Genomic DNA, 25,124 nt, shown 5'->3' with positions numbered 1-25,124 from the left:
GTTCTCACCTCAAGCTCTCGACTAACTCACCGTTCGCGGCCGCTCCAGCCGGCTGATGCCGGGGATGTGCAGCGTAGACCACTCAGGCCGCAGATGGTCGATGTTGGCGACGACCACCGTCATATCGTCGTGGATCACGTTCTTCTGGTACCGGATCACGGACTCCAGCAGGCAATCGGCGATCTCCTGCGGCTCCTCGGCCTGGATCTCCTGGATCAGCCGCTTGATCCACAGCTCCTTGTTGACCGCCGGCCCCGGCGCATCGTAAATGCCGTCGGTCATCATGATCAGCGTATCTCCCGGATACAGCTGAACGGACACCAGGTCGACTTCGATATCCTGGATAATGCCGATCGGCAGGTTGCTGGCCGTAACCGGAATCACCTCCTGGCCTCGCTTGATGAAGCTTGGCGACGAGCCGATCTTCATGAACGTCGTCCGGGCCGTGTACTGGTCGATCAGCGCCATGTCGACCGTCGCATACACCTCGTCCGGCGAGCGCAACATCAGAATCGAATTCACCGATTTGATCGCCAGCGTCTCCTCCATGCCGGACTGCAGCAATTGCTCGAGAATGTTCAGCGCCGTGCTGCTCTCCAGCCGCGCCCGCTCCCCGTTGCCCATGCCGTCGCTGATCGCTACCGCGAAGGTGCCGTTGCCAAGCTCCTTGGCACTGAAGCTGTCGCCCGAGAGCATATCCCCGCCTTTCGCCGTGCCGGCGACCCCCGTCGTGATCTCGAACGCCTTGGCCGAACCGAAGGTGACGGTCGACAGGCCTTCTTTGCCGCCATGCAGCGTTTCGTTCATCACGGCGATATGCTCGCCCAAGATATCCGACAGGAGCGGCGCGATAATCTTCCGGCATTCATCGAAACCGCGGGTGTAGGCATGGACAATTTCAATCTCCACGTTGCCATGGTCCAAATTCACGATATCGATGCTGTGAATGGACAGGCCCATTTTTTCCAGCGCCTCACGGATTTGCTCCTCCTGCTTATACATGGCTTGTCCTTCGCGCTGAATTTCCCGGGCCAGGTCTTCCATGACCTGCGAGACGCCCGAAAGCTGTTCGGCCACCAGTTGGCGGCTGTCGTAAATTTGCCGTTTCCAATGGAGATCATGCTGATAAAGATCGTATTCGTGTTTCATAATATCCAGCACTTGATCGGTTTTCGCACACAGCTTGCCCCATCTTGCCGGGAGTTCCGCTACGGTGACCTCCGGCTTCTCCTCAATCGCCGTCATCATCTCCGTCATCAGCTTGTACGTTTGATAGAATCGCCCGTCCCAGCATGTGTTTCTACGGAAGCATGTCGCGCAAGCACCCTCGGTCACCGCATTCATGAAATGGTCGATTTCCTCGCCGCGCTTGGCGATTTCCCCGGTACTGGACACCTGTCCGAAGCTGCGCGCCAGCTGCTTGAAGACTTGGGAGAACTGCGCCACCCGACCGGCCGTAATGTCGCGTACCCGCTTGGCGTATTCATGCTGGGTTTTAGCATGCTCCTGCGTGCCGGGCACGTATTTGGCAATGACTTGGACCGTTTTTTTGGGAGTCAACAGAAAGAGTAGAACTGCAGCGCAGCTCTCCCAAGTGGAGGACATCACGTCCGCCGGGCCGGCGATATAGATCGACAGGATCGACGAGCCGAGCAGCATGCCGAAACCAACGGCCCATTTGCGCCCTTCCCGCAGCATCCCGGCGAGCATTCCGGAGAATGCCAGCAAGCTCATCTGGTAGAGCGCCGACGTGTCCGCCAGGCTGAGGATCAGTCCGGTAATCACCCCAACCGAAGCCCCTAGAGGCGCACCGCCTGCCAAAGCGAACAGCAGAATCAGGTATCTCGACAACACGTGCTCGGCCGATAATCCTTGGATCTCCCATCCAACGGTTCCGGTCATCACGGAGGCAAGCAGAATCACGAGGCACAAAATTTCCTCGCCGCGCAGCTGGTAGTGCTTCTTCCGATACGTGAACACCGGAACCGCCTGGATGAAGACGAGCGTCAGGACAAAGCTCAGCAGCGCATCCATCACGGTCATCGCCAGCGCGTACCAGGTCAGCGAAGGGCCGATCACCGCCCCGAACATGCCGACGAAGAACGTGCTCGTAAACACCATAATCGGGGCATAGGAGAGATCCGCCCGTTCGAATGACTCCAGCCCCTTTTGCAGCAAATAGAAAATCAACAGCTCCACCGCGATTTCAATCGCATGGAGATGGGCATCCGGCGTCAGCAGCGCCCCTCCGATCATCGCTGCGCCCGCGATCCAGGCGATATCTCGCCGCATAAACAAGATGACCGCGAAGAAAGCAACGGCAAATGGAGCCAGCTCGTCCAATATCGTTGCACGGCCCAGCAGGAAACTCATCGCAAGGAGCAGGCCGTTCCACTTGTTGACCGCGAACAGCCGCCCTGCCCGCCGGATGATCGGCTGATCCAGCAGCATTTTCCCCCACGCCTCCTTGTCCCATGCCTTCGCCTTTCTCATCCCTGGAAACAGGGTGACATTCCACTTGTTCAACATCCTGGCACCGCCTTTTCCAAATTAGTAAGGTATGTCCCATTATAGGAGGCTAGAACCGGAAAGTTTGTCATATACCGGAGCAGGGGCCAAAGAAATTTCCGACAAATTGAGAGGGGGTGCCGACAAGGCGCGAATGTATGCCCCCCATAGCGATGGGGGAGGTTAGGGGTTCCTATGTTCGTATCGGAGATCACAGGCTTGGTTAGCGAAACACGGCCGTTCGGACGCGCTCCTCGTAAAAAACCGTAAGAACCTGTCGGCAAAAAGTCTGGAGGCGACAAAAGCTGCTTCCCAGGACATTCAAAGTCATCTTGTGGAGATTCCATTCCCCCTTACCGCCATAAAAACAACAAAAAACCGCAGGCGAGAAACCGTCTGCGGTGGGTTTGATCGTTTAAGTTTTCAGGGATTACATTCGTTTGGCTCCGCGTCCTCCGCGTTTGCCTTCCGTATTCTTCTTGAGCGAAGAAATGCGCTCCTCGCTGTCCTTCAGGAAACGAGATACTTTGTCTTCGAAAGATGCTTTGTTGGCTGGGGGCTTGAAAGAACGTCCTCCCCGGTCCCGGTTAAATCCTCCGCCCGGACGGTCTCCGTCTCTTCCGCTTGGCCGGTCCGGTCTCGGTGCGCGAGGCGGTCTGGCTTCGGCCGGTTTGTCAACAGCCTGCTTGATGGAAAGTCCGATCTTGCCGTCCTTATCGACATTGATCACCTTAACGGTAACCGTATCGCCGATCTTCAGATGATCGTTAACGTCTTTCACGTAATTATCGGCGATCTCCGAAATGTGAACGAGACCCGTGACACCTCCTGACAGATCCACAAATGCTCCGAAATGCGTGATGCCTGTCACTTTTCCTTCTAACTTGGTGCCCACTTCAATTGCCATAAAATAAAATGATCCTCCCTTAAAAATATACAGCCAGGCCTCGAAATCATGACTGCGGTGATTTGATTATACCGAATGACGGATACAAGGTCAACAGACGGATGTCCCGTCAACCCGCATGGGGTCAGTCATTTCCGGCTTCAGACTCGGATACCCGGACCGGGATTTCGCCCGGTTTGTATAGACCATATTTCTTCATGGCAATTTGTCCGATGTACTCGGGGTCGTTCAGTCGGTTAATTTCATATTTGAGCTGGTTCAAGCTCTGCTCGCTGGCTGCCTTTGCGGCTTGCCGCTCCGCCAGCTGCTCCGACTTGCCGCCGATGTCCCCAGCTTGGGAAATAAACGTGTACCCGGCCCAGCCCAAGAACAGGACCATGAATCCCATCCAGAGCCGCAGCCTGCGCTTCGCGAAAGCAGATCCGTTTCCGGAGGACGGATTCGGGTTTGATGTTTTCGGATTTGTTGACCCTTCGCGCATGAGGACACCTCCCAGCCTTATTCCTTGTTGAACCAGCGTAATAGACGCAAAACGCGCTCCCGCCAAATCGCTGCCCCATGCCGGATCTTGTCCCAACCCTGCGGAATGCGAAGCCTTGTCCATATAGGTCTAAGCACCCATACGAGCAGCTTCCAAATCGGCAGCAAGGTCACCCGGCCCAGGAACAGCAGCACAATCCAAACGAATCCGAGCAAGATCCGGATCATTTTGACCAGCCATAGTAACGGAGCGATGATGAGAATCTTGAGTATTCGTACGATAAAGCGATAAATTTTGTTAGTTGTCCTCATTAACATTAACACAAAACGCTCTGTGATAACACTGAGGAACAAAAAATAAATCCAAATGCCTAGAAACAGGCCCAGAAACACATAGAACCGAAGTTCCCCGTGGTTGCTGTGGTACAACGTGCGGAAGACGAATAAAGCAGCAGCCAACCAGTAGAGCAAGTCGAGGGCATGGACGCTCCAGCGGGGAAACCGCAGTTGTCCCGAGACGACGCGATAGCTGTCAAAGGCGATGCCCATAATCCCCCCGGAGGCCAGCATCCAGAGCAGGGTCGCCCATTGCGTCTCCAAATTCATCGGAACAACTTGCCGAGCAGGCCTTTACCGGACGAATTGGAACCCGGATCCAAATACGACAGCGAATTGACCGTACCTTCGATGCTGACCAGCCCCTGCTCCAGGTTCAGGTTTTTGATATGTAAATTCTGCCCTCGGATCGTCAGATGTCCAAGTTCGGTCTGAAGCAGGAATTCCTCGCTGTCGAAGCTTTCCACATTGAGGACCCCCGAAATATCCAGCAGCTTGCGATTTAGCAGATGCAGCTCCTGATGCTTAGCTTTATTGGGTTCGACCATGGCATGTACCCCTCCTTCTTATCCCTAGCTTATGGACGAAAAATCGGCTTTAGAACAAGTTCCTTCCGGCCGATAACGTGATCTTCTTTACTGTTGTTCGGAACCGCTTTCAACTACGATGAAGTGGAAGAGATTGACATTCGTTGTTGGAGGCGAATCCAGATGCGTCAACCATTCTCAAAGGGTTCCGATTTCGGTCAAAAATATCGCCGGGAGACCGATGCGCTAGGGCCGATGGCCCTCCCGGCAGAGGCCTATTACGGCATTCATACGGCGCGGGCAGCAGAGAATTTCCCGGTCAGCGGGCGTCCGGCTCATCCCCGGCTGATCGAAGCGATCGCCGTGGTCAAGAAGGCGGCGGCGCGGGTTAACGGCAAGCTGGGCTTGATCCCGGCAGAGGTGGCGGAAGCGATCGAAGCGGCGTGCGACGAGATCGCCGGCGGCGCCCTGGCGGATCAATTCGTCGTCGACGCCCTGCAGGGCGGGGCGGGGACGTCCACCCACATGAACGTGAACGAGGTGGTCGCCAATTTAGCAATCGAACGGCTGGGCGGGTCCAAAGGCGACTACAACCTCGTCCATCCGCTGGATCACGTCAATCGCTGCCAATCGACGAACGACGTGTACCCGACCGCGCTCAGGATCGCGGCGATCCGGCTGCTGCGCCCGCTCAGCGAGGCGTATGCTTCCCTGCAGGAAGCGCTGCAGGAGAAGGAGCGGGAATTCGCGGACGTGCTGAAGCTGGGGCGTACGCAGCTGATGGACGCCCTGCCGATGATGGCCGGCCAGGGATTCGGCGCTTACGCCAAGGCGGTCGCCCGCGACCGGTGGCGGCTGTATAAGGCCGAGGAGCGGCTGCGCGAGATTCATCTCGGCGGCACGGCGATCGGCACCGGAATGGACGCGCCCAAGGCCTACGTCTTCCAGGTGACCGACACGCTGCAGGAGTTGACCGGGCTGGGCCTGGCGCGCAGCGAATTTCCGATGGACGGGACGCAGAATATGGACGTCTTCGTCGAGGTGTCCGGGCTGCTGAAGGCGGCAGCCGTGACGTTGTTCAAGATCGCCGGCGATCTGCGGCTGCTGGCGTCCGGCCCCGCCGGGGGCATCGGCGAATACGCGCTGCCCGCCGTCCAGGCCGGCTCGTCGATCATGCCGGGGAAGGTGAACCCCGTCATGGCGGAGATGGCCGGCCAGACGGCCATGCGGGTGATCGCGAACGACGCCGCGATCACCTGGGCCGCCGCCGGCGGCCAGCTCGAACTGAACGCGTATGGCCCGCTGATCGCCGATTCCCTGCTGGAATCGCTGGAGATCCTGGGGCGGGCCGTCCCGCTGTTCGAGCAGCGCTGCCTTCGCGGCATTGCCGTCAACGAGGGCGTATGCCGCGAGCATCTGCGGCGCTCCACCGTGCTGGCCACCGCGCTGGTCCCGCATCTCGGCTACGAGGCGGCGGCCGAGATTGCCGGGATTGCCCGGCGCGAGGGGCTGTCGGTGGAGCACGTCGCCGTGGAAGGCGGCTGGCTGACCGCCGAACGCGCCGCCGCCATCCTGAATCCGCTGCAAGTCACGAAGCCGGGGATCCCCGGCGAATAAGAGGGGGAACGCGAGATGAGCCTGAACGCAACGCCGCGCGGAGAACGGACGCATATCGCCGTCTTCGGCCGGACGAATGTAGGGAAATCCAGCGTGGTCAACGCCTTGACCGGGCAGGAGACCGCCGTGGTCTCGCCGGTGCGGGGAACGACCACCGATCCGGTGTATAAAGCGATGGAGCTGCTGCCGCTGGGGCCGGTGGTGCTGATCGACACCGCCGGGCTGGATGACGAAGGGATGCTTGGCGAGTTGCGCAAACAAAAAACGCGGGAGTTGATCCACCGCGCCGACCTCGCCTTGCTGGTGATCGACGCCTTGGCGGGAGCCGACGACTTTTACCGGGAGCTGCTGGCCGAGTTGAGGCAGCGGAACATCCCGGTCGTGGGCGTGCTGAACAAAGTCGATACGCTACTGGATGCCGATACGGGGGTTGCGCTTGATGAGGTGAAGGCGCAGCTGGGCCTACCGGAATGTGTAGCGTTCAGCGCCCTGGACAGCCGCGGTGTCCCCGAGCTGAAGCGGGCGATCGTCGCCGCACTTCCGCACGAGGAGGAGCGCTTCCGGCTCGTCGGCGACCTCGTAGCGCCGGGCGATCTCGTCGTGCTGGTCGTGCCGATCGACAACGCCGCCCCCAAGGGCCGGCTGATCCTGCCGCAGCAGCAAACGATCCGCGACCTGCTCGAGAGCGACGCCATCGCCGTCGTGACGAAGGAGCACGAGCTGCGGGCCACGCTGGAACGGCTGGGGACGAAGCCGCGGCTCGTCATCACCGACTCGCAGGTCTTCCTCAAGGTGGCCGCTGATACGCCGCGGGATGTGCCGCTGACCTCGTTCTCCATCCTGTTCGCCCGGCATAAGGGCGATTTAGGCGAGCTGGTTCGAGGCGCGCGGGCCGTGGAAAACCTGCGGGACGGCGATCGCGTATTGATCGCCGAAGCCTGCACGCATCATCAGCAATCCGATGATATCGGCACCGTCAAAATCCCCCGCTGGTTGCGCCAGTCCACCGGCAAGCAGTTGCAGATCGAGCACGTCTCCGGTTTCAGCTACCCGCCGGACCTGTCTCGCTACGCGCTGATCGTCCATTGCGGGGCCTGTATGCTCAATCGCCGGGCCATGCTGCACCGCCTCGGCGAGGCCGAAGCCGCCGGCGTCCCGATCGTCAACTACGGCGTGTTGATCGCCTACCTTCACGGCGTGTTCCCTCGCGCCATCGAGCTCTTCCCCTCCGCCATGATGGCATGGGAGGAAGCGGCCCGGGAGCCGCAGTAAAAGAGCTCGGGAACAGGCTATCGAAGCGAACCGAAGTTAAGCCGAAGTGAGCCGAAGCTCTAACGCTTGCCAGCAACGCTATTTGGCCCAAAACGGGGGTTTTCAGAATGTAACGCTTAGGAGAAAGCTTATTTGCTGGTTTTGCCCTCGAAACGGGGCCATTTGGCACAAATAGGCTTCCTGACAAGCGTTAGAAATCAAATCCCCTTCGTTTCGCCCAAATAAGCATCCTGGCAAGCGTTAGCCGGGATACGTCCGAGCAAAGGATGCCCGCTCCATGGTAGCGTCTCAAGTTGGCCCATGTTAGGGTAACAAGAAGCTTAAGAGTCGCAAGAGTAGCGGGAAGTAATTGGAGTAATTGGAGTAATTGGTGTTACGGGTGTTACGGGCCTAGCGGGTCTACCAGGTGTATCGGGGAAGAGATGTAACTGTAACCAAGAGTAACGGGAATGGCAGGAGTGGCAGGAGGAACTGGGCTGGGCTGGGGCAGTAGAGTAACTAAGAGTAACATGTGCTGTGGCAACGAAGCTAGAACAAGGCAAGCAACGAAAGAGCTTCTGACGCTGCGGCAACAACGCTGCCACTGAAAGCTCTAACGCTTGCCAGCAACGCTATTTGGTCCAAAACGGGGGGTTTCAGAATGTAACGCTTAGGAGAAAGCTTATTTGCTGGTTTTGCCCCCGAAACGGGGCCATTTTGCGCAAATAAGCTTCCTGACAAGCGTTAGAAATCAAATCCCCTTCGTTTCGCCCAAATAAGCATCCTGGCAAGCGTTAGCCGGAGCCCGGATTCGGAATAGTTACTCCAACAGAAAAGTTAGCAGGAGCTGCAGACGCCAATGGTGTGTTAGAGGCAGTTTGGAGCAGTTAGCAGCAGTAGCCACAGTTAGCCACAGTTAGCCGCAGTTAGCCGCAGTAGCCACAGTTAGCCACAGTTAGCCACAGTTAGCCGCAGTTAGCAGCAGTTAGCCGCAGTTAGCCGCAGTTAGCAGCAGTTAGCCGCAGTTAGCCGCAGTTAGCCGCAGTTAGCCGCAGTTAGCCGCAGTTAGCCACAGTTAGCCGCAGTTAGCCGCAGTTAGCCACAGTTAGCCACAGTTAGCCACAGTTAGCCGCAGTTAGCCGCAGTTAGCCACAGTTAGCCACAGTTAGCCACAGTTAGCCGCAGTTAGCCGCAGTTAGCCGCAGTTAGCCGCAGTTAGCCGCAGTTAGCAGTCGCTTGGCTGTAGTTAGCAGTAGTTGCAGTAGTTGCAGTAGTTGCAGTAGTTAGGAGCAATTAGCGGTTAGCAGTCGTTAGCAGTTGGCATTGGTTGGCAGTGTTCGGCGGCAGTTAAAAGAGTAATTAACAGCAACAGGTGCGAAGGTTGCGAAAAGCAGCAACTGTAGTCGACAGCAAGGACTGTAGCAGGTGTAGCAGGTATAGCAGGGACAGTGGCGAAAGGAGCAACAGCATTATCGACAACAGCGACACCTGCAACTAGGGTGAGCCGAAGCTCTAACGCTTGCCAGCAACGCTATTTGGCCCAAAACGGGGGATTTCAGAATGTAACGCTTAGGAGAAAGCTTATTTGCTGGTTTTGCCCCCGAAACGGGGCCATTTGGCACAAATAAGCTTCCTGACAAGCGTTAGAAATCAAATCCCCTTCGTTTCGCCCAAATAAGCATCCTGGCAAGCGTTAGCCGGGGGTCGTGCGGTATGTGCGGTTCTTCCGGTTCGTACGCATGAATCGAGCCCTGTGCGTTGGCAAGTGGAATAGGGTGGGCCACAGGACGGGTTGTCGGTTGGTCAACCTGCCGGCGCCAGCAACCGATTCACGACCAAAAAGCCTTCAACGCCGCCATTAGGCGGGATTGAAGGCTTTTGCAGTTTGCATCCAGCGGCTCGACTTAGAACCGCAAGTCCCGCTCCCCATTCTGGATGCGCTGCAGGCGGTTGATCGTCGCATCGCGGGCGGACGCTTTGGGGATGCGGCGAAGATTGTTTTTGATCAGCGTGGCTCCCATCTCCCGGGCTTCGTCATCCCCGTAGTCAAGCAGATACTCCTGCAGGGTTAGCAGCGCGTTCGGGTGGCAGACGTTGTGGATCTGGCCCGATTTGGCCAAGCGCATAAAACGGTCGCCCGTTCGACCCTCCCGATAACAAGCCGTGCAGTAGCTCGGGATATAGCCGTCCCGGCACAGCGACTTGATCATCTCCAGCGGTGAGCGGTGATCGCCGACTTCGAACTGCGCGGTATCCCCGCCGCCGGGGCACACCATACCCTCGCTTCCATACGTGTCCGTATACCCGCCGACACCGGTGCAAGAGCCTGCGCTGATCTGGGAAATCCCCAACTTGATCACCTCGTCGCGGAACTCCGCATCTTCCCGTGTGGACAGGATCATGCCGGCATAAGGCACCGCGAGCCGTAACACAGCCACGATCTTCTTGAACTCATGATCGTTCACGAGATACGGAAAGCTGTTCAGATCAACGCCGTCCGCCGCCCGAAGGCGCGGGACCGAAACCGTGTGCGGCCCGCACCCGAACGTTGCTTCCAGATGCTCGGCATGCATCAGCATAGCGATCGTCTCGTATTTGTGATCATACAATCCGTACAATACCCCAACCCCAACGTCGTCGATGCCGGCCCGCATCGCCCGGTCCATCGCCGTCGTATGCCAGTCGTAATCGCGTTTGGGACCTTGCTGGTGCATCCGGCTGTACGTCGGACGGTGGTACGTCTCCTGGAACAGGATGTAGGTTCCAATCCCGACGTTCGCCAGTTTGCGGTAATCCTCCACCGTCGTCGCGGCGATATTGACGTTAATCCGGCGGATGCTACCGTTATCGACCTTCACCGAGTAGATCGTCTCGATGCATTCAAGAATGTAATCGATCGGGCAATGCTCCGGATCCTCCCCAGCCTCCAGCGCCAGCCGCTTGTGCCCCATTTGCTGCAGCACCTCGACCTCCTGGATCAACTCCTCCCGGTTCAAACGCCGGCGAACCATCCCCTCATTAGACTGCTTATATCCGCAGTATTCGCAGTTATTAACGCAGAAGTTGCTAACGTATAACGGAGCAAACAGAACGATCCGATTCCCATAAATCCGTTCCTTCACCTCGCGGGCCGCATGGTAAATCTCCTCCAGCAGCACATCGTCCTCCACATTTAACAGGACGGCGGCTTCCGCCGCAGTGATGCCTTTGGCGGCCCGGGCACGCTCCAGAATCGCCAGCACCTTCTTGCGGTCGCGGGCTAGCTGCGACCCGTAGGCAAGCGCCGATACGATCGTTTCATCCCGAATGAATTCCGCCGCCTCCCATTGATTTGATCTACTCATCCCCATCCCTCCCTGTTAGATACCAAAAGTCTGCATCGTTGCGAAGCGCGCGGCATCGGTTGTAAACACATATCGCGCACCTCGCAACGGTTATCCCCTAATAGCGGGAGCGCACCAAATAGTGCGTGTGCAAGTGCATATGGCTCTTATGGCTATTCGGCTTCTCCAAAAACTCGCGGTAAATCTGCTGGATATACGGGTTCTTATGCGATTTGCGAACCGTAGACGCTTCGTCCTCGTCGTAAATGGCCTTGGCCCGGGCTGCCTTCACGTCGAGCGTATCCCGCAGGCGGGCATCCACAAACGGCTGCCCGCCGCCGCAAATACACCCGCCCGAGCAGGCCATCACCTCGATGAATTCATACCGGCGCTGACCGGACTGAATCATCGACATCAGCTTCCGGGCGTTGCCGAGCCCGTGAACGACGGCGGTGTGAATCTTTCGGCCGTCCGGCAGCTCCACCGTCGTCTCCTTGATTCCGTCCATCCCTCGCACGGCGGTGTATTCCACCGTCTCAAGCTCTTCGCCGGCCACCAGCTCGAACACCGTCCGCAGCGCCGCCTCGGCTACCCCGCCGGTTGCGCCGAAGATTACGCCGGCCCCCGAAGCCTCGCCAAACGGATTGTCGAACGCTTCGCCGCGCAAGTTCACAAAATCAATCCCCGCCTCTTTGATCATCTGCGCGAGCTCCCTTGTCGTCAGCACGTAATCGATGTCCTGCCGCGATTCGCTGGCCAGCTCTTCTCGCTGCCCTTCGAACTTCTTCGCCGTACACGGCATGATGGACACAACAACGATATTCCCCGGGTTGATCCCCATCGTCTGGGCAAAGTAACTCTTGATCATCGCCCCTTCCATCTCATGCGGCGATTTGCAGCTCGACAAATTCTCCAGCAGATCCGGGAAGTTATGCTCGACAAACTTCACCCAGCCGGGGCAACAAGACGTCATCAACGGCAGGTTCTCCCCGGTCGCCAACCGATGCATCAGCTCGGTGCCCTCCTCCATAATCGTCAAATCGGCGCCAAAATCGGTGTCGAACACCTTGTTGAAGCCAAGCCGCCGGAGCGCCGCAACCATCTTGCCCGTCACTCGCGTGCCGATCGGCATCCCGAATTCCTCGCCTAAAGCGACGCGCACCGCCGGTGCCGTTTGCACCACGACGAATTGATGCGGGTCGGCAATCGCCTGCCACACGTCGGCCACATTCTCCCGCTCTTGCAGCGCGCCGACCGGACAAGCCATGATGCATTGCCCGCAGTTGACGCAGACCGACTCGCCAATCGGCCGACCCAAGGCCGGTCCAATCACTGTGTCGAACCCGCGGTTCATGAATCCGATAGCCCCGACGGTCTGCACCTCGCTGCAGACCGCGACGCACCGGCCGCACAGCAGACATTTGGACGTGTCGCGCACGATCGACGGCGACGAGATATCGACCGTCGACCGCGCCTTGCCTCCCGCATATCGCACGTCGCGCACCCCAATCTGATTCGCCACCTCCTGCAGCTCGCACGTTCCGCTGCGCAGGCAGGTGAGGCATTCCCGATTATGATCCGACAGGATCAGCTCGACCGTCGTCTTGCGGGCTTTGCGCACCCGCGGCGTATTCGTCCGAATCTGCATGCCGTCCTCGGCGACCAACGTGCACGAAGCGATCAGGCGAGGACCCGACTCCACCAAGCAAACGCGGCAGCTAGACGGGTGGTTCATGCCCTGCAGATGGCAAAGGGTCGGAATGTGAATGCCTAGTCCGCGGGCTGCCTGGAGCACCGTCGTTCCCTTCGGTACTTCTGTTTCCATTTCATCAATCCATAGTTTCACCGTATCCATCCTCGAACGCTCCCCCCTTTAGCTCTTGTAAATTGCAGCAAATTTGCAGCTGTCGAAGCAGATTCCGCATTTGATGCATAGCTGCGGATCAATCACATGCGCCTCTTTCATCTCGCCCGTGATCGCTTCCGCCGGACATTTCCGGGCGCACAGGGTACAGCCGCGGCATTTCTCCGCATCGATCGTATACGTAAGCAACGAGCGGCATACGCCGGACGGACATTTCTTGTCGACCACATGGGCGATATATTCCTCGCGAAAATAGTTCAGCGTCGACAGCACCGGATTCGGCGCTGTTTGGCCGAGCCCGCAAAGCGAAGCCGCCTTGATCTGCTCGGACAACTCCTCCAGCGCATCCAGATCCTCCATCGTTCCTTTGCCTTCCGTGATTTTCTCCAAAATCTCCAGCAGGCGTTTGGTGCCGATCCGGCACGGGGCGCACTTCCCGCACGATTCATCGCGCGTAAAGTCAAGGTAATACCGGGCCACGTCGACCATACAGGTCTCTTCATCCATCACCAGCATACCGCCGGAGCCCATCATGGAACCCAGGCTGAGCAGTGTATCGTAATCGATGGGACGATCGAGATGCTCGCTCGTTAAGCAGCCGCCGGATGGCCCCCCGGTCTGCACCGCCTTAAACGCCTTGCCGCCGGGAATCCCGCCACCGATTTCGTAAATGACCTCGCGCAGCGTAATCCCCATCGGCACCTCCACCAGCCCGGTGTTGACGACTTTGCCGCCTAAGGCGAAGACCTTGGTGCCTTTGCTTTTTTCCGTCCCGATCCCCGCATACCACGAAGCGCCCTTCAGCAAAATGATCGGCACGTTGGCCAGCGTCTCCACATTGTTGATAATCGTCGGCTGCCCCCACAACCCGCTGACGGCCGGGAACGGCGGCTTCGGGTTCGGCATGCCGCGCTTGCCTTCGACAGAATTCATCAGCGCCGTCTCTTCCCCGCAGACGAACGCCCCCGCTCCCAGACGGACGCTGATGTCGAAGGAAAAGCCGCTGCCGAACAAGTCTTCACCCAGCAGCCCATAGTCCCGGGCCTGCTTAATCGCCGCCTGCACCCGCCGCACGGCGATTGGATACTCCGCCCGGACGTAAATGAAGCCGTGGTTCGCTCCAATGGCATAACCGGCAATCGCCATGCCTTCCAGCACGGAGTGCGGGTCGCCTTCGAGGATCGAGCGGTCCATAAATGCGCCAGGGTCGCCTTCATCGGCGTTGCATATGATGTATTTTTGCCCCGTCCGCTGCCTTGCCGCCGTCTCCCACTTGATCCCGGTCGGGAACCCGCCGCCCCCGCGTCCGCGGAGGCCCGCTTCCTTCACCTGGTTCACGACCTCCGCCGGCTCCAAGGTCGTCAAGACATTATGCAGCGCTTTGTACCCGTTCATTGCGATATATTCGTCGATGTCCTCCGGATCGATCGTGCCGCAATTCCTCAAGGCGATCCGCTGCTGTTTGCGGAAGAACTCAACCTCATGCAGCGGCTTGATCTGCCCGTCCTCGCTCAGCGACTGTTGATAGACGAGGCGAGTAACGATTTTGCCTTGGAGCAGATGCTTGTCGACGATCTCCGCCACATCCTTCACCTGCACCCGGTTGTAGAACACCTCTTCCGGATAAACGATCACGACCGGCCCGAGCTCGCAGAGCCCAAAACAACCCGTCCGGACAACCTCGATTTTGTCCTGAATCCCTTGGCTGGCCACCGCCTGCTCGAACGCTTCCGCGATGAGCATGGAATCCGAGGAAGCGCAGCCTGTGCCGCCGCAGATCATGACGGAACGCTCAGCGACGCCCCCTTCGTCAGCCCCGGCCTTGCCCAGCTTGCGGCGGACCAGCCGGTTCAACTGCGCCGTTCGGATGCTTTCAAGATCCAACAACGTTTTCATCGTTCCAACCTCCCCCCTAATGCGTCTCTACAGGCGTGCGCATTTGCTTCAGAATTTTCGGTATTTCGCCCGGCGTCAGCCGGCCATGCACTTTCTCCCCGATCGTCATAACCGGCGCCAAACCGCAAGCCCCCAGACAGCGGGTGGCTTCCAGCGTAAATTTCCCGTCGGCCGTCGTCCCTTGCACCGGAACGTCCAACTCCTGGCTCAGGCGGTCCAGCACCCCTTGGGCTCCCTTAATGTAGCAGGCCGTGCCCATGCAGACGTGAATCACGTGCTCTCCCTTCGGCTCGAGCGAGAAAAACGAATAAAACGTCGCTACCCCGTAGATTTCGGCCATCGGCATTTCCAGTTCCCGAGAAACGACCTGCAGCGCCTCTTCCGGCAGGTAGCCGTATAAATCCTGAATTTCGTGGAGAACCGGGATCAACGCGCCCGGCAGCGTACGGAACTGATCGATTATTTCCCCAACCCGGGCCAACCGCTCCTGATCCTCCGCACAACGGCAAGTCTCTTCCATCTTCGAATCCTCTCCCTTCATCGTCCGGCCGCCAGCCTTAGAGCAGCGGGCTTTCGTGCTTCACCTTCAGCCGCTCCCAGCGCCGGTTGACTTCTTCCTCGAACGCGTCCAGCAGCTCCTGATCCTGCAGCATGTGCTTCGTCTTGCCCATCATCTTCAGCCATTCCTGCGGCGAGATCCGCTTGTTTTTCGCCTCGGGATTGTAGGTGATATTCGTCACGCCATGCTCGATTTCGTACAACGGGAAGAAGCAGGAGTCTACCGCCGTCTGCAAGACGGTTGTACCGAGTTGGTCCTCGGACCGCCAGTTCAGCGGACAGGTGCTGAGCAGCTTCCCGTACACCAGGCCTTCATGCTGTGCGTACCAATGCGCTTTGGCTGCCTTCGCGATCAGGTCCTGCGGAAATGCCTCCGCCCCGGTGAACACATACGGGATGTTCGTCGCCGCCATGATCTGCGGGGTATCCTTGTGGTGGAACGCCTTCCCTTTCTGCGCCTTGCCTACACCGGACGTGCTGGTCTGATGACCCAGCGGCGTGGAGTAGGAGAGCTGGGAGCCGGTGTTCATATACCCTTCATTGTCGTATTCCAAAATAATCATCTTATGGTTCCTGAGCGCCGAGCCGATCGCCGGCCCCATCCCGATGTCCATCCCGCCGTCACCGGTCACCATGATGAAAGTCACGTTGTCCGAGACATCGATCTCGCCGCGGCGCTTCCGTTCCCAGAAAGCCTCGACGACGCCGGCAACCGTCGCCGCCCCGTTCTGGAACAGGTTGTGCACGAACGTTTGCTTGTGCGAGGTGTAAGGGTACCCGGCCGTCACGACGTACGTGCAGCCGGTTTGAACCAACGTCACAACGTCGCCTTCAATGCCTTTGTAAAATAGCTCCAGCGAAGAAATCGCGCTGCAGCCCGGACAAGCGCCATGGCCCGGCGCCAGCCGCTTCGGCTTCGCCGTCAGGCTGCGCAGCGGCGGCAGCTTCACCTTCAGCTTGCCGGTCGCTTCGTCCGGCGCCACCTGGATCAGCCCGCTGTTAAAGGCATCGCCGTGCTGCGGCGTCAACAGCGGTCTGAGCTCGTGAACCGGATCGCCGGGTACCTGCCCGAAATAATCGAAGGGCACCGCGGCCTTGCCCTGATTCATCGCGTCGATGGCCAGCTCAAAGAACGCTTCCGCTTCATCCGGATAGAAGTCTTTGCCGCCCAGGCCAAACACGCGCGATAAAACGATCGTTTGGTTGGCCGGATCCAACTTTAACGCGGAGCGGATTTCATGTGTCATATTGGCGCCCTTGCCGCCGTAGGAATCCGCGCGTTCCCCTACCAGCAGCGCCTTGACGCCCCGCAACGCAGTGCGGATCTCCTCCGCCGGGAAAGGCCGGATGACGTTCGGTCGTATAAGCCCCGCCTTGACCCCCTGCGCCCGCAGCTTGTCAACGATCATCTTGGCCGTTTCCGCCGCGGAATTCAGCAGGAATAAAGCGACCTCCGCATCCTCCATTTGATACTGTTCAAGCACCGGGTAATCGCGTCCCGATATCGCCTTGTATTCGGCGGCGATGTGTTGATACACTTCGGCTGCCCGCTCCTGAGCCAGGTGCAGCTGGTAGTGGTTGTTCAACAGGTCATCGCCGTTCATATGCGCGCCAACCGAAATCGGCCGCGACGGGTCGGCAACGTTATCGAATCCGGCAGGCGGCGTCTCGCCCACGAACGCCCGGACCGTCTTGGCGTCTTTGAAATAACTTAACTTCCGTTTCTGGTGGGACGTGAAGAATCCGTCATAGGCAACGATCACAGGCAGCCGCACCTCCGGATCCTCCGACCACTTCAGCGCCAAGATGTTCATGTCGTAGGCGGCTTGCGGTGTGCTCGCCGTCAGGATTAACCAGCCGGTATTCAGGGCGTAATACAAATCGGAGTGATCTCCGCGAATATCCAGAGGACCGCTGATCGCGCGCGTGACCAGGTTCAGCACCATCGGGAACCGCGTCCCGGACTGCACCGGCAGCTGTTCGATCATATACATAAATCCGTTGGCGCTGGTGGCATTGACTACCCGGGCTCCAGCGAGCGCCGCCCCGTAGCAGATTCCCGCCGAGCCATGCTCCCCGTCCGCCGCAATCAACTGGATCTGATGCAATCCTTGCGCTTTCTTCTGATCCAGAATCTGCGCGATCTCCGTGGACGGCGTGATCGGAAAATACCCCATCACATGGTAATTGATCTGAGCCGCCGCCATCGCCGCCGCTTCATTGCCGGATTCAAAGGCCGCCGTTTGCTCGGCCAGCTTCATTTGTGTGATTTTCTCTTCGGTTATAGACATCGATAAAGTCCTCCTTTAGGCTCTTCTGCGTGTTCAAACACCTTGGAATGACACCTCTATTGAAAGACGTGCGCCACGCGGTGGCTGTCGGCATACCCGGGTTCCTCCCGGCGCACGCTAAGCGCACCTGTAGGACAGATTTCCACGCATTTCAGACAACCTTTGCAATATTGATAGTCGATGCCGCTCAAGAACATTTGAGAGCGCCCCTTCTTGTCCTCCCCGGATTCCCACACAAAGCACAGATCGGGGCAAACCGAGTCACAGCTGGCACAGTGGATGCAGCTATCCATCTCCAGCTCCGGTACAAAACCCTGCCGGGAGCCGCTCAAATCCTTCAGCAGACTGTTGCCTTGCGCGCGGATGACGCCGCCCGGCGCCTGTGTCTGATAGCCAAGCAGCGGCTGCGGCCGCTCGAAGCGCATCCCTTGGGCTCCTTCAGGATACGGGATCGTCTGGAAACGCACTTCATGATAACCCCGGTCGAACGTACGCAGATTGGGCTCCACCAAATGCGGGTATTTTTTCTGGAACGTATGCTGAATTACTTTGCGCATCGAATCGGGATCGAGAAAATCGCAAATCCGGAACAACGCCCCCAGCATCGAGGTGTTGACCTTCGTATGCTCGTCGATGGCGATGCCCATCGCGTCAACAACGGCGAGGGTCCCGTAAGGGTACTTCAAATCGCGCCGGATCTCCTCGAAATCGCGGGTGGAGTTCACCAGTACGGTTCCGCCTTGCTTCAAGCCGCTGAGGACATTTACCGTCTTGTGCAGCGCTTCATGGAAGACGCCGATTACGTCGGGTTCCTCGATCGGGCTGTGATCATGAATCTCCACGTTCGGCTCGCAGAAGCGGACGAAGCTCTTTACCGGCGAGCCCTTCTTCTCCGATCCANCTCGCAGAAGCGGACGAAGCTCTTTACCGGCGAGCCCTTCTTCTCCGATCCATAGGACGAGAAGTTGGCTCCATTCAGGCCGAGTCCAAGCACCCCGGATTCCGCTAGCATCTTCCCGGCCAGATTGGCACCGAGCCCGCCGATGGATTCCAGCCGAATTTCAAAAAAGCCAAGTTCGTTCGTTTGAGTCAATATGCTCATTCGCCATGTCTCCTCTACATTTTGTTGTGAATTATTTCACTTATCATTTCATTGCGAAAAATTCCTCTGCTTTGTTAGTCATGGAACGGATTTTTCCTATTGCGCATGGTGGCGTTTCGCCGTCGCTTTCAGGCTGTCCCCCCTTCCCATATCTACGGAGAATCCCGCAGCTCTAATCCGGAGCTCAAGACAATGTCTGCATTGCGCAGATTCATCCCCCGTACAGATCTTGTTGTTGTACAGGGCATATTTCTTGCGGACGGCAACGGGTGACAGATTGGGCATGACCACATTGGCTCCGACCTTCAGCGCCATTTCCCGGCCTTCGGGGTTTAACGTGCCGAGCGCGGTTGTTGCGGGAATTAACGCTTCCGGCAGGAACAGGCGAGCCAGCGCCACCATAACCAGCGTATCCTCCAGCGATCCGGCCTTCGCCTCGTTCAGCGGAGTCCGATCATGGGGAATAAACGGGCCGATGCCGATCATGTCCGGATTTAGCGTTTTGAGATAAATGAAGTCCTCCGCCAGATCCTCCCGTGTTTGGCCGGGCAATCCAACTATGAATCCTGCGCCCACCTGATATCCGATCGATTGCAGCGTCTCCAAACATCGACGTCGGTGATCGAAGGACATCGAAGGATGCAGAGTCTGATACAACCCTCGTGAAGCGGTTTCATGACGCATCAAAAAGCGATCCGCCCCCGCATCATACAGCAATCGGTAGGTTTCCGCCTCCCGTTCGCCGATGGATAAGGTGATGGCCGCATCCGGGAACTCCGCTTTGATATCCCCAATCAAGGCTGCCAGCAGATCGGCCGTATACCAGGGATCCTCCCCGCTCTGGAGCACAAACGTACGGAACCCCAGCCCGTACCCTTCCCGGCAGCATTCGAGAATTTCCTCGGGGCTGAGCCGATAACGCTCGGCATGGCGATTGCCGGCCCGCAGTCCGCAATACAAGCAGTTCTGGCGGCAGTAGCTCGAGAATTCAATCAAGCCGCGCATGTATACCTTGTCTCCGTATGCTTGTTCTCTTCTCAGGCGGGCTAATCGGTAAAGCTCCCTGCGCGTTTCGGCATCCATATGCTCCAGCAAATAGACGAGCTCCTCCTTGGCGAGCTCTTCTCGCACATAGAGCTTGTGCACGAGCTGTTTCATCCGTCAATCATCCCTTTGGATAAACTGGAATATGGACCTTGGTATACCCTATGGCGGTCGTGGAAAATGATGAATGAAGTAATTGTGAATATTTTCACTTTGTAAGCGTTTTAATTAAAGATCGTTCATAAAATCACCCCGGTTTCTGAATAGAGCTGCGGCTTGAGCGACGAATGGGTATCTTGCCTAAGTTTGTCCATTGCTTTGTTCGGGTTCGTACGTTGAATCGCGGGTTGGATTAATTGTCGAAAGTGGGTAGATCGATGGGCATGACTTCGTATCGTAGATGTGTGCCGCGTGCGCAGCGTTAAATATTGGGCATGAGGTTGAATCAGAGGTGTTTTCTAGGAAGCGGATGCGCTTAGGTCGAAAACGTTAGTCCATGTGTATTTACTATATTACCACGATTTCACAGTTTGGCTAGGGGATTTTTTACTCGATCCTTTTTATCGGGTGAAAAAAAGAGCATGTCCCGAGTTGACGGAACATGCTCTGAGCTCCTCTCCTTCAGGACCAGTCCAAACCGGATTCCTTCGCGATCGGCTCTTCCTTGATTAAGGTATACAGGGTCGCAGCTTCGTCCTTGCGAGTCGTTTCGACCAGGCGTTCGACACGCACGGTCACCAGCTTCTGGCCGAATTGAACCGTGATTTCGTCGCCGACCTTGACGGTACTGCTCGGTTTGGACTCGCGCCCGTTGATCAGAACTCTGCCTTGTTCGGAGACGTCCTTGGCCACCGTGCGCCGCTTGATCAACCGCGATACCTTCAGGAATTTATCAAGACGCATTATTTTACAGCTTCTTTAAGTTTGTTACCCGCTTTGAATGCCGGAACATTGGAAGCCGGGATTTCGATGGTTTTACCGGTTTGCGGGTTGCGGCCCGTACGACCGGAGCGTTTACGAGTTTCGAACGTACCGAAGCCGATCAATTGGACTTTGTCGCCGCCAGCAAGCGCATCGGTAATTTCACCGAGAAAACCGTTCAATACGGATTCAACGTCTTTTTTCGTCAAACCGCTTTTGCTGGAAATGTTGTTGATCAGATCTGTTTTGTTCATTAATAATGCCTCCCAATAATAAAAGAAATAGGTGATACCTTGGCACTACAGGCTCTAGACCTGATTTGTGCAAGATGGTTATCTTTGTATGAGTATTCTTGCTTGAATTGAAAAATCCTGCACTGTTAGGAACTTTTTTTTGTTTTTTTCGCAAAAAAACCGAAATTTAGGCCTTTTCTACCATCATTCCCGTTCTTTCGACTTAGCTTCCTCCCATAAAACGTCCATTTCCGCGAGTGTGCTGTCGCCCGGGGTTTTCCCCTGCTCGCGAAGCCGTTCCTCGACGTAATGGAATCGCTGCGTAAACTTGCGGATCGTCCGCGATAAGGCCTGCTCCGGATCGGCCCCGATGTACCGGGCGGCATTCACGACGGAAAACAACACATCGCCCAGCTCCAGCTCCTGCTTCTCGGGATCGTGCTTCTGCTCCACGGCTTCCTTCAGCTCGCGAATCTCCTCTTCCAGCTTGGACCAGACCCCGCCGATGTCCTCCCAGTCGAAACCGGCTTTGGCCGCCTTCTTCTGGAGCTTGTACGCCTTCATCAGGGCCGGCAAATCGCGCGGCACCCCGCTGATCGCCGATGGACGCTCGGGTTCGGTGCCTTTGCGCTTCTTCTCTTCGGCTTTCATCGCCTCCCAGTTGTTCAGGGCGGCTTCCGCGTCCTCCGCGCTCAAATCGCCGAAAACGTGCGGGTGGCGATAAATCAGCTTCTCATTCAGCTCCTGGATAACGTCATATACGTTGAAGGTGCCGGTCTCCTCCTCCATCTGGGAGTGGAGCATAATCTGCAGCAGCAGATCGCCCAGTTCCTCGCGCATGTGGTCGGGATCATCATCGTCAATCGTCTCGAGGACCTCGTAGGTTTCTTCGATCAGATTTTTGCGAAGCGATTCATGCGTCTGCTCTCGATCCCACGGACATCCGCCCGGGCTGCGCAGAATCGACACGATCTCATGAAGGCGCTGGAAGCTGCGGATTCGCAAGGACTCGTCCTCACTAGCCGGCACGTAGACGAGGGACAGATTGCCGTAGCCGTCGATTCGGTCCAGCTCAAACAGCTCCACCCGCTCGATCCGCTCCTGACCTTCGACGCCAAGGGCATGTCCTACAACAACCGGATAATCGTCGGGCAGCAGTTCCATCAGCCCTAGCTTCACTTCCGACGCGGTCAGTTGGTCATACACTTGCCCGATCAACGTATGCCGCCTTGGATCGATCGCCGCTCCATTGACCTCCGATGCGTCCAGCAGCAGAAAACCTTCGATCGGATCAAAGCCAAGGCGAACAAACGCTTCGTCCAGGAAGCTCTCCCCGCCGATAATGTCGAGCGGAATGCCCCTCTCCGGGCACCGCCCCCGCAGCAGCTTCACCGTCGCTTCAGCGACCAGCGGATGCCCGGGAACCGCGTAGACGATATTCACTCCCGTGTCGCCTGCTTCGGCCCGTGCCAACAGCCTGGCGACAATCTCCTCGTATACGGAGGGGAAATCGTCCTTCGCTTCATACACCTCGTCGAACGAAGTAAAGCGGACGCCCGTTTGCTCCAGCCAATCCACGACCGGATGGTCCTTCGTCCGGACGTAACGTTCGCCCGCTTCCTGCAGCCGTTTCAAGCTGCCTAAGGTCAGCCGGTCCGGATCCCCCGAGCCAAGGCCGACTACCGTAATGGTTGCGCTCATGGTCATTGCTCACTCCCTGTCCGTTCTGCTTGTCGATCGATCCGGTCGCATGTAAACTAGCGGACCTGAAAGACCTTATTTGTCTGAGAAACCGCCGATATCGCTTATAACGGACAGGAGAGCCGCTATTTGCCCCATTATGGCTAAATACGAGCACATCCGTGCCAAATAAGGTCTCTGTGGTCCGTTACAAATGGAAAACGGTGGATTTCACCGAAATAACGGCGCTGAGGTCCGTTTGTCAATCGGCTTTCAGCACCGCAGCTTGTGCCACCTCTTACTATATCACTGCCGGGATCGAAATAGAAATTGGCAAGGCAATGGGCGGTCCGCGCCAAGCGCGGCGGGCTGCCGAGCCAAGCTACGGCAGCAGCCGCAGCTTCCGAAGCAGCGCCAGCAGCTTCGGGCCCACCCGCGGCAGGGCGCGAAGCTCTGCCGCACTGAGCAGCCGCAGGCGCAGCGNCGCTCGTGACCGCGACCAGCGCGCCGGGCGCGGCCGTCCAGGCCACCCAGGCCAAGGTGGCCGACCCCGCCGCATCCTCGTACAGCATCACGTTGATGGGCGCAGCCAGCAGGGCCAGGCCCAGCGAAGCGGCCAGGCCGATGAGCCAGAACCAGCGCAAGGCCACCTGCACTTGCCGCCGGATCGCCCCGGCGTCCCCCTTCATCTGCAGCTCGGCCATCGCCGGGATGAACAACACCGACAGCGACGTTGCCAGCATCGTGACCAGTTGAACGAGCGGGATGCCCCGGTTGTAGATGCCCACCTGGGCCATGATTCGCAGCTCCTCCCCGTGAGCGGAGAGCAGCCGCGGCAGCGTAAACGTATCCACCAGGCTGATCAGGGGAACGGCAAGCGCGGCGAGGCTGATCGGGAGCGCATCCTTGAGCAGGGCGGACCGCAGCCGCTTTCGGCGTTCCCGCCGCAACGCCCGATCCTCATCAGCCGGCAGCATCTGGCTTCCATTTCCCGACAGGGTGTGTCTTCGCGAAACCCGCCGCCAATACAGCAGCATCACCCCGAGGCCCGCCGCCGCTCCCGCCGAGGAGCCAACCAGCGCCCCGCCGGCCAGATCCTGCTCTCCCGCCCCCAGCCGGCTGAGCATGAGAAGCAGAACGATCATCACGGTTACCCGGACGGCCTGCTCCATCACCTGGGAGACCGCCGTCGGCGTCATATTCTGATGCCCTTGGAAATACCCCCTCAACGCAGCGGCGACAGGAACAAGCACCAGCGCCGGTGCCGCCCCGCGAAAGGCCGGAATCAGCAAACGGCTGCCGATCAGCTGCGACAGCATCGGCGCCCCGAAATAGAGCAGCAGCGCAAACGCAATCCCCAATCCCGTCATCATTACCGCCGCCAGCTGCAGCACTTCGCGCTGTTCCCGCTCCAGCCCGGAGGTCTGGCGTTCGGCGACGAATTTGGCTACGGCCGCCTGAAACCCGGATGTCGTGAGCGTGATCAACAGCGTATAGAAAGGGTATACCGTATTATAAATGCCGAATACGCCGTCTCCCCCGATATTTTGCAGCGGGATCTTCTGCAGCATCCCGAGCAGCTTGGTCATCAGAGCTGCCGCGCTCAGAATAGCTGCTCCCTTCAGCAGTTTCGAGGACAGGCTTTCCTTTGTTTCCATCGTGACAACCTACTTTGCTTCATCAAATAATGAACCTGCTTGTTCTGCTAACAGGTTCCATTATATGACGAAACGGGGGCTTGCCGCCATTTCTCGCTTCGCCCCCGGCCAAACGCAAAAAACTTACACATCCCTCGTAAGCTTCAGACGGACCTGCGTCCGCCCCAAACTGCAGGTGTGTGTAAGTTCCTCCATGCGTTATCCCTGATACCTAAGGTCGTTCTACTGCTCCATTTGCTTCGCCAGAAAACCGGCTGCCGTCTCGACCATTTTGGATTCCAAATCCGACATTTTCACCGCATCGTCCTTGTTGACGAGTACCACCGTTCCGATTGGGTCCCCGCCCGCAATAATCGGTGCAATGACGAACGAGGAGATATCCTCGGGGTGATCCTTCGTAATTTCATAAGATCCCGATTCGGTTTCCATGATGATTTTACGCCCGTCCATACTGCTCTCCAGCAGCGAGCTGATTTGTTTCTCCAAGTACTCCTTTTTGGAAGCCCCGGCAACGGCAATGATCGTGTCCCGATCGGATATTAAGGTAATATGACTGGTGCTCTCATACAGCGACTCCGCATACTCCTTGGCGAAATCGCCCAACTCGCCGATCGGCGAATATTTCTTCAGAATCACTTCTCCATCCCGGTCCACAAAAATTTCGAGCGGATCTCCTTCCCGAATCCGCAAGGTGCGGCGAATTTCCTTAGGAATTACAACACGGCCCAGATCATCAATACGGCGTACAATACCAGTAGCTTTCATTTCACTTGATGCCCCGCTTTCTTAGAAGTTTTGAACTACAGCTGAATTTTCTTAAGCTTCACCTAATCGGACTTTATACGTAATCTGCGGCTTACACAGATGTATGCGCCATAAGCTTCGCCAAAACGAGCGGCCGAAGGTGGGGACAGGGATGGCTTGTTCT

Annotated in this window: 18 protein-coding genes and 1 pseudogene; 2 read left to right on the top strand and 17 right to left on the bottom strand. The window is 57.6% G+C overall.

Annotated features, from left to right (window positions below; all coding sequences use genetic code 11):
• Positions 1-21: 21 nt before the first annotated feature.
• From spoIIE to yabP, 5 genes are all read right to left on the bottom strand, one after another.
• Positions 22-2,451, bottom strand: a complete 2,430-nt coding sequence (gene spoIIE / locus BN3795_RS08970) for a stage II sporulation protein E (protein WP_408635019.1) — start codon at positions 2,449-2,451, stop codon at positions 22-24.
• Positions 2,452-2,938: 487 nt separating this feature from the next.
• Complete coding sequence (locus BN3795_RS08965; protein ID WP_059040379.1) at positions 2,939-3,415, bottom strand: S1 domain-containing RNA-binding protein; 477 nt, start codon at positions 3,413-3,415, stop codon at positions 2,939-2,941.
• 124 nt (positions 3,416-3,539) lie between these two features.
• Positions 3,540-3,896 carry an FtsB family cell division protein gene (locus BN3795_RS08960; protein WP_068784364.1) on the bottom strand — a complete coding sequence of 119 codons (357 nt, stop codon included), beginning with the start codon at positions 3,894-3,896 and terminating at the stop codon, positions 3,540-3,542.
• A gap of 17 nt (positions 3,897-3,913) precedes the next feature.
• Complete coding sequence (yabQ, locus tag BN3795_RS08955) at positions 3,914-4,501, bottom strand: spore cortex biosynthesis protein YabQ (RefSeq protein WP_068784363.1); 588 nt, start codon at positions 4,499-4,501, stop codon at positions 3,914-3,916.
• Positions 4,498-4,779 carry a sporulation protein YabP gene (gene yabP, locus BN3795_RS08950; protein WP_059040382.1) on the bottom strand — a complete coding sequence of 94 codons (282 nt, stop codon included), beginning with the start codon at positions 4,777-4,779 and terminating at the stop codon, positions 4,498-4,500. The genes yabQ and yabP overlap by 4 nt, the downstream gene beginning before the upstream one ends.
• A gap of 162 nt (positions 4,780-4,941) precedes the next feature.
• Between yabP and BN3795_RS08945 the strand changes: the two genes are divergently transcribed.
• Both BN3795_RS08945 and hydF read left to right on the top strand, forming a co-directional pair.
• On the top strand, positions 4,942-6,375 hold the full coding sequence (locus BN3795_RS08945; protein WP_110945095.1) for an aspartate ammonia-lyase: 1,434 nt from the start codon (positions 4,942-4,944) through the stop codon (positions 6,373-6,375).
• 15 nt (positions 6,376-6,390) lie between these two features.
• A complete protein-coding gene (gene hydF / locus BN3795_RS08940; RefSeq protein WP_068784362.1) occupies positions 6,391-7,647 on the top strand; it encodes a [FeFe] hydrogenase H-cluster maturation GTPase HydF in 1,257 nt (418 codons plus the stop codon).
• Positions 7,648-9,530: 1,883 nt separating this feature from the next.
• Here the strand turns inward: hydF and hydG are convergent.
• The 12 genes and pseudogenes from hydG to spoVT all read right to left on the bottom strand — a co-directional run bounded on the left by hydG (position 9,531) and on the right by spoVT (position 24,961).
• Positions 9,531-10,970 carry a [FeFe] hydrogenase H-cluster radical SAM maturase HydG gene (gene hydG / locus BN3795_RS08935; protein WP_068784361.1) on the bottom strand — a complete coding sequence of 480 codons (1,440 nt, stop codon included), beginning with the start codon at positions 10,968-10,970 and terminating at the stop codon, positions 9,531-9,533.
• Positions 10,971-11,067: 97 nt separating this feature from the next.
• Complete coding sequence (locus tag BN3795_RS08930; RefSeq protein ID WP_068784360.1) at positions 11,068-12,804, bottom strand: NADH-dependent [FeFe] hydrogenase, group A6; 1,737 nt, start codon at positions 12,802-12,804, stop codon at positions 11,068-11,070.
• An 18-nt stretch (positions 12,805-12,822) separates the two neighbouring features.
• A complete protein-coding gene (gene nuoF, locus BN3795_RS08925) occupies positions 12,823-14,709 on the bottom strand; it encodes an NADH-quinone oxidoreductase subunit NuoF (RefSeq protein WP_198524685.1) in 1,887 nt (628 codons plus the stop codon).
• A gap of 16 nt (positions 14,710-14,725) precedes the next feature.
• Positions 14,726-15,229 carry an NADH-quinone oxidoreductase subunit NuoE gene (nuoE, locus tag BN3795_RS08920; RefSeq protein WP_068784429.1) on the bottom strand — a complete coding sequence of 168 codons (504 nt, stop codon included), beginning with the start codon at positions 15,227-15,229 and terminating at the stop codon, positions 14,726-14,728.
• A 37-nt stretch (positions 15,230-15,266) separates the two neighbouring features.
• The gene (locus BN3795_RS08915; RefSeq protein ID WP_068784359.1) at positions 15,267-17,558 is read right to left on the bottom strand and encodes a thiamine pyrophosphate-dependent enzyme; all 2,292 of its coding nucleotides are present in this window, start codon (positions 17,556-17,558) and stop codon (positions 15,267-15,269) included.
• A 56-nt stretch (positions 17,559-17,614) separates the two neighbouring features.
• Positions 17,615-18,660: pseudogene (locus BN3795_RS08910) on the bottom strand (2-oxoacid:acceptor oxidoreductase family protein).
• A gap of 96 nt (positions 18,661-18,756) precedes the next feature.
• On the bottom strand, positions 18,757-19,818 hold the full coding sequence (gene hydE, locus BN3795_RS08905) for a [FeFe] hydrogenase H-cluster radical SAM maturase HydE (RefSeq protein WP_110945094.1): 1,062 nt from the start codon (positions 19,816-19,818) through the stop codon (positions 18,757-18,759).
• 507 nt (positions 19,819-20,325) lie between these two features.
• The gene (locus BN3795_RS08900) at positions 20,326-20,607 is read right to left on the bottom strand and encodes an RNA-binding S4 domain-containing protein (RefSeq protein WP_068784358.1); all 282 of its coding nucleotides are present in this window, start codon (positions 20,605-20,607) and stop codon (positions 20,326-20,328) included.
• Positions 20,607-20,879 (bottom strand): HU family DNA-binding protein, encoded by a 273-nt coding sequence (locus BN3795_RS08895; protein ID WP_068784357.1) that lies wholly within the window; start codon positions 20,877-20,879, stop codon positions 20,607-20,609. Before BN3795_RS08895 ends, BN3795_RS08900 begins: the two co-directional genes overlap by 1 nt.
• A 183-nt stretch (positions 20,880-21,062) precedes the next feature.
• Entirely contained in the window at positions 21,063-22,559 is a 1,497-nt protein-coding gene (gene yabN, locus BN3795_RS08890) for a bifunctional methyltransferase/pyrophosphohydrolase YabN (protein ID WP_068784427.1), read from the bottom strand.
• A gap of 143 nt (positions 22,560-22,702) precedes the next feature.
• Positions 22,703-24,196, bottom strand: a complete 1,494-nt coding sequence (locus BN3795_RS08885; RefSeq protein WP_068784356.1) for a putative polysaccharide biosynthesis protein — start codon at positions 24,194-24,196, stop codon at positions 22,703-22,705.
• Positions 24,197-24,418: 222 nt separating this feature from the next.
• Positions 24,419-24,961: a stage V sporulation protein T gene (gene spoVT / locus BN3795_RS08880; protein ID WP_068784355.1), complete on the bottom strand. Its 543-nt coding sequence runs from the start codon at positions 24,959-24,961 to the stop codon at positions 24,419-24,421.
• Positions 24,962-25,124: the final 163 nt, after the last annotated feature.

Origin of the sequence: Paenibacillus phocaeensis (genome assembly GCF_900021165.1) — a bacterium.
Lineage (GTDB): Bacteria > Bacillota > Bacilli > Paenibacillales > Paenibacillaceae > Fontibacillus > Fontibacillus phocaensis.
The sequence above is the reverse complement of the archived record's forward strand: the minus strand, read 5'-3'. Positions and strand labels throughout refer to the sequence as shown.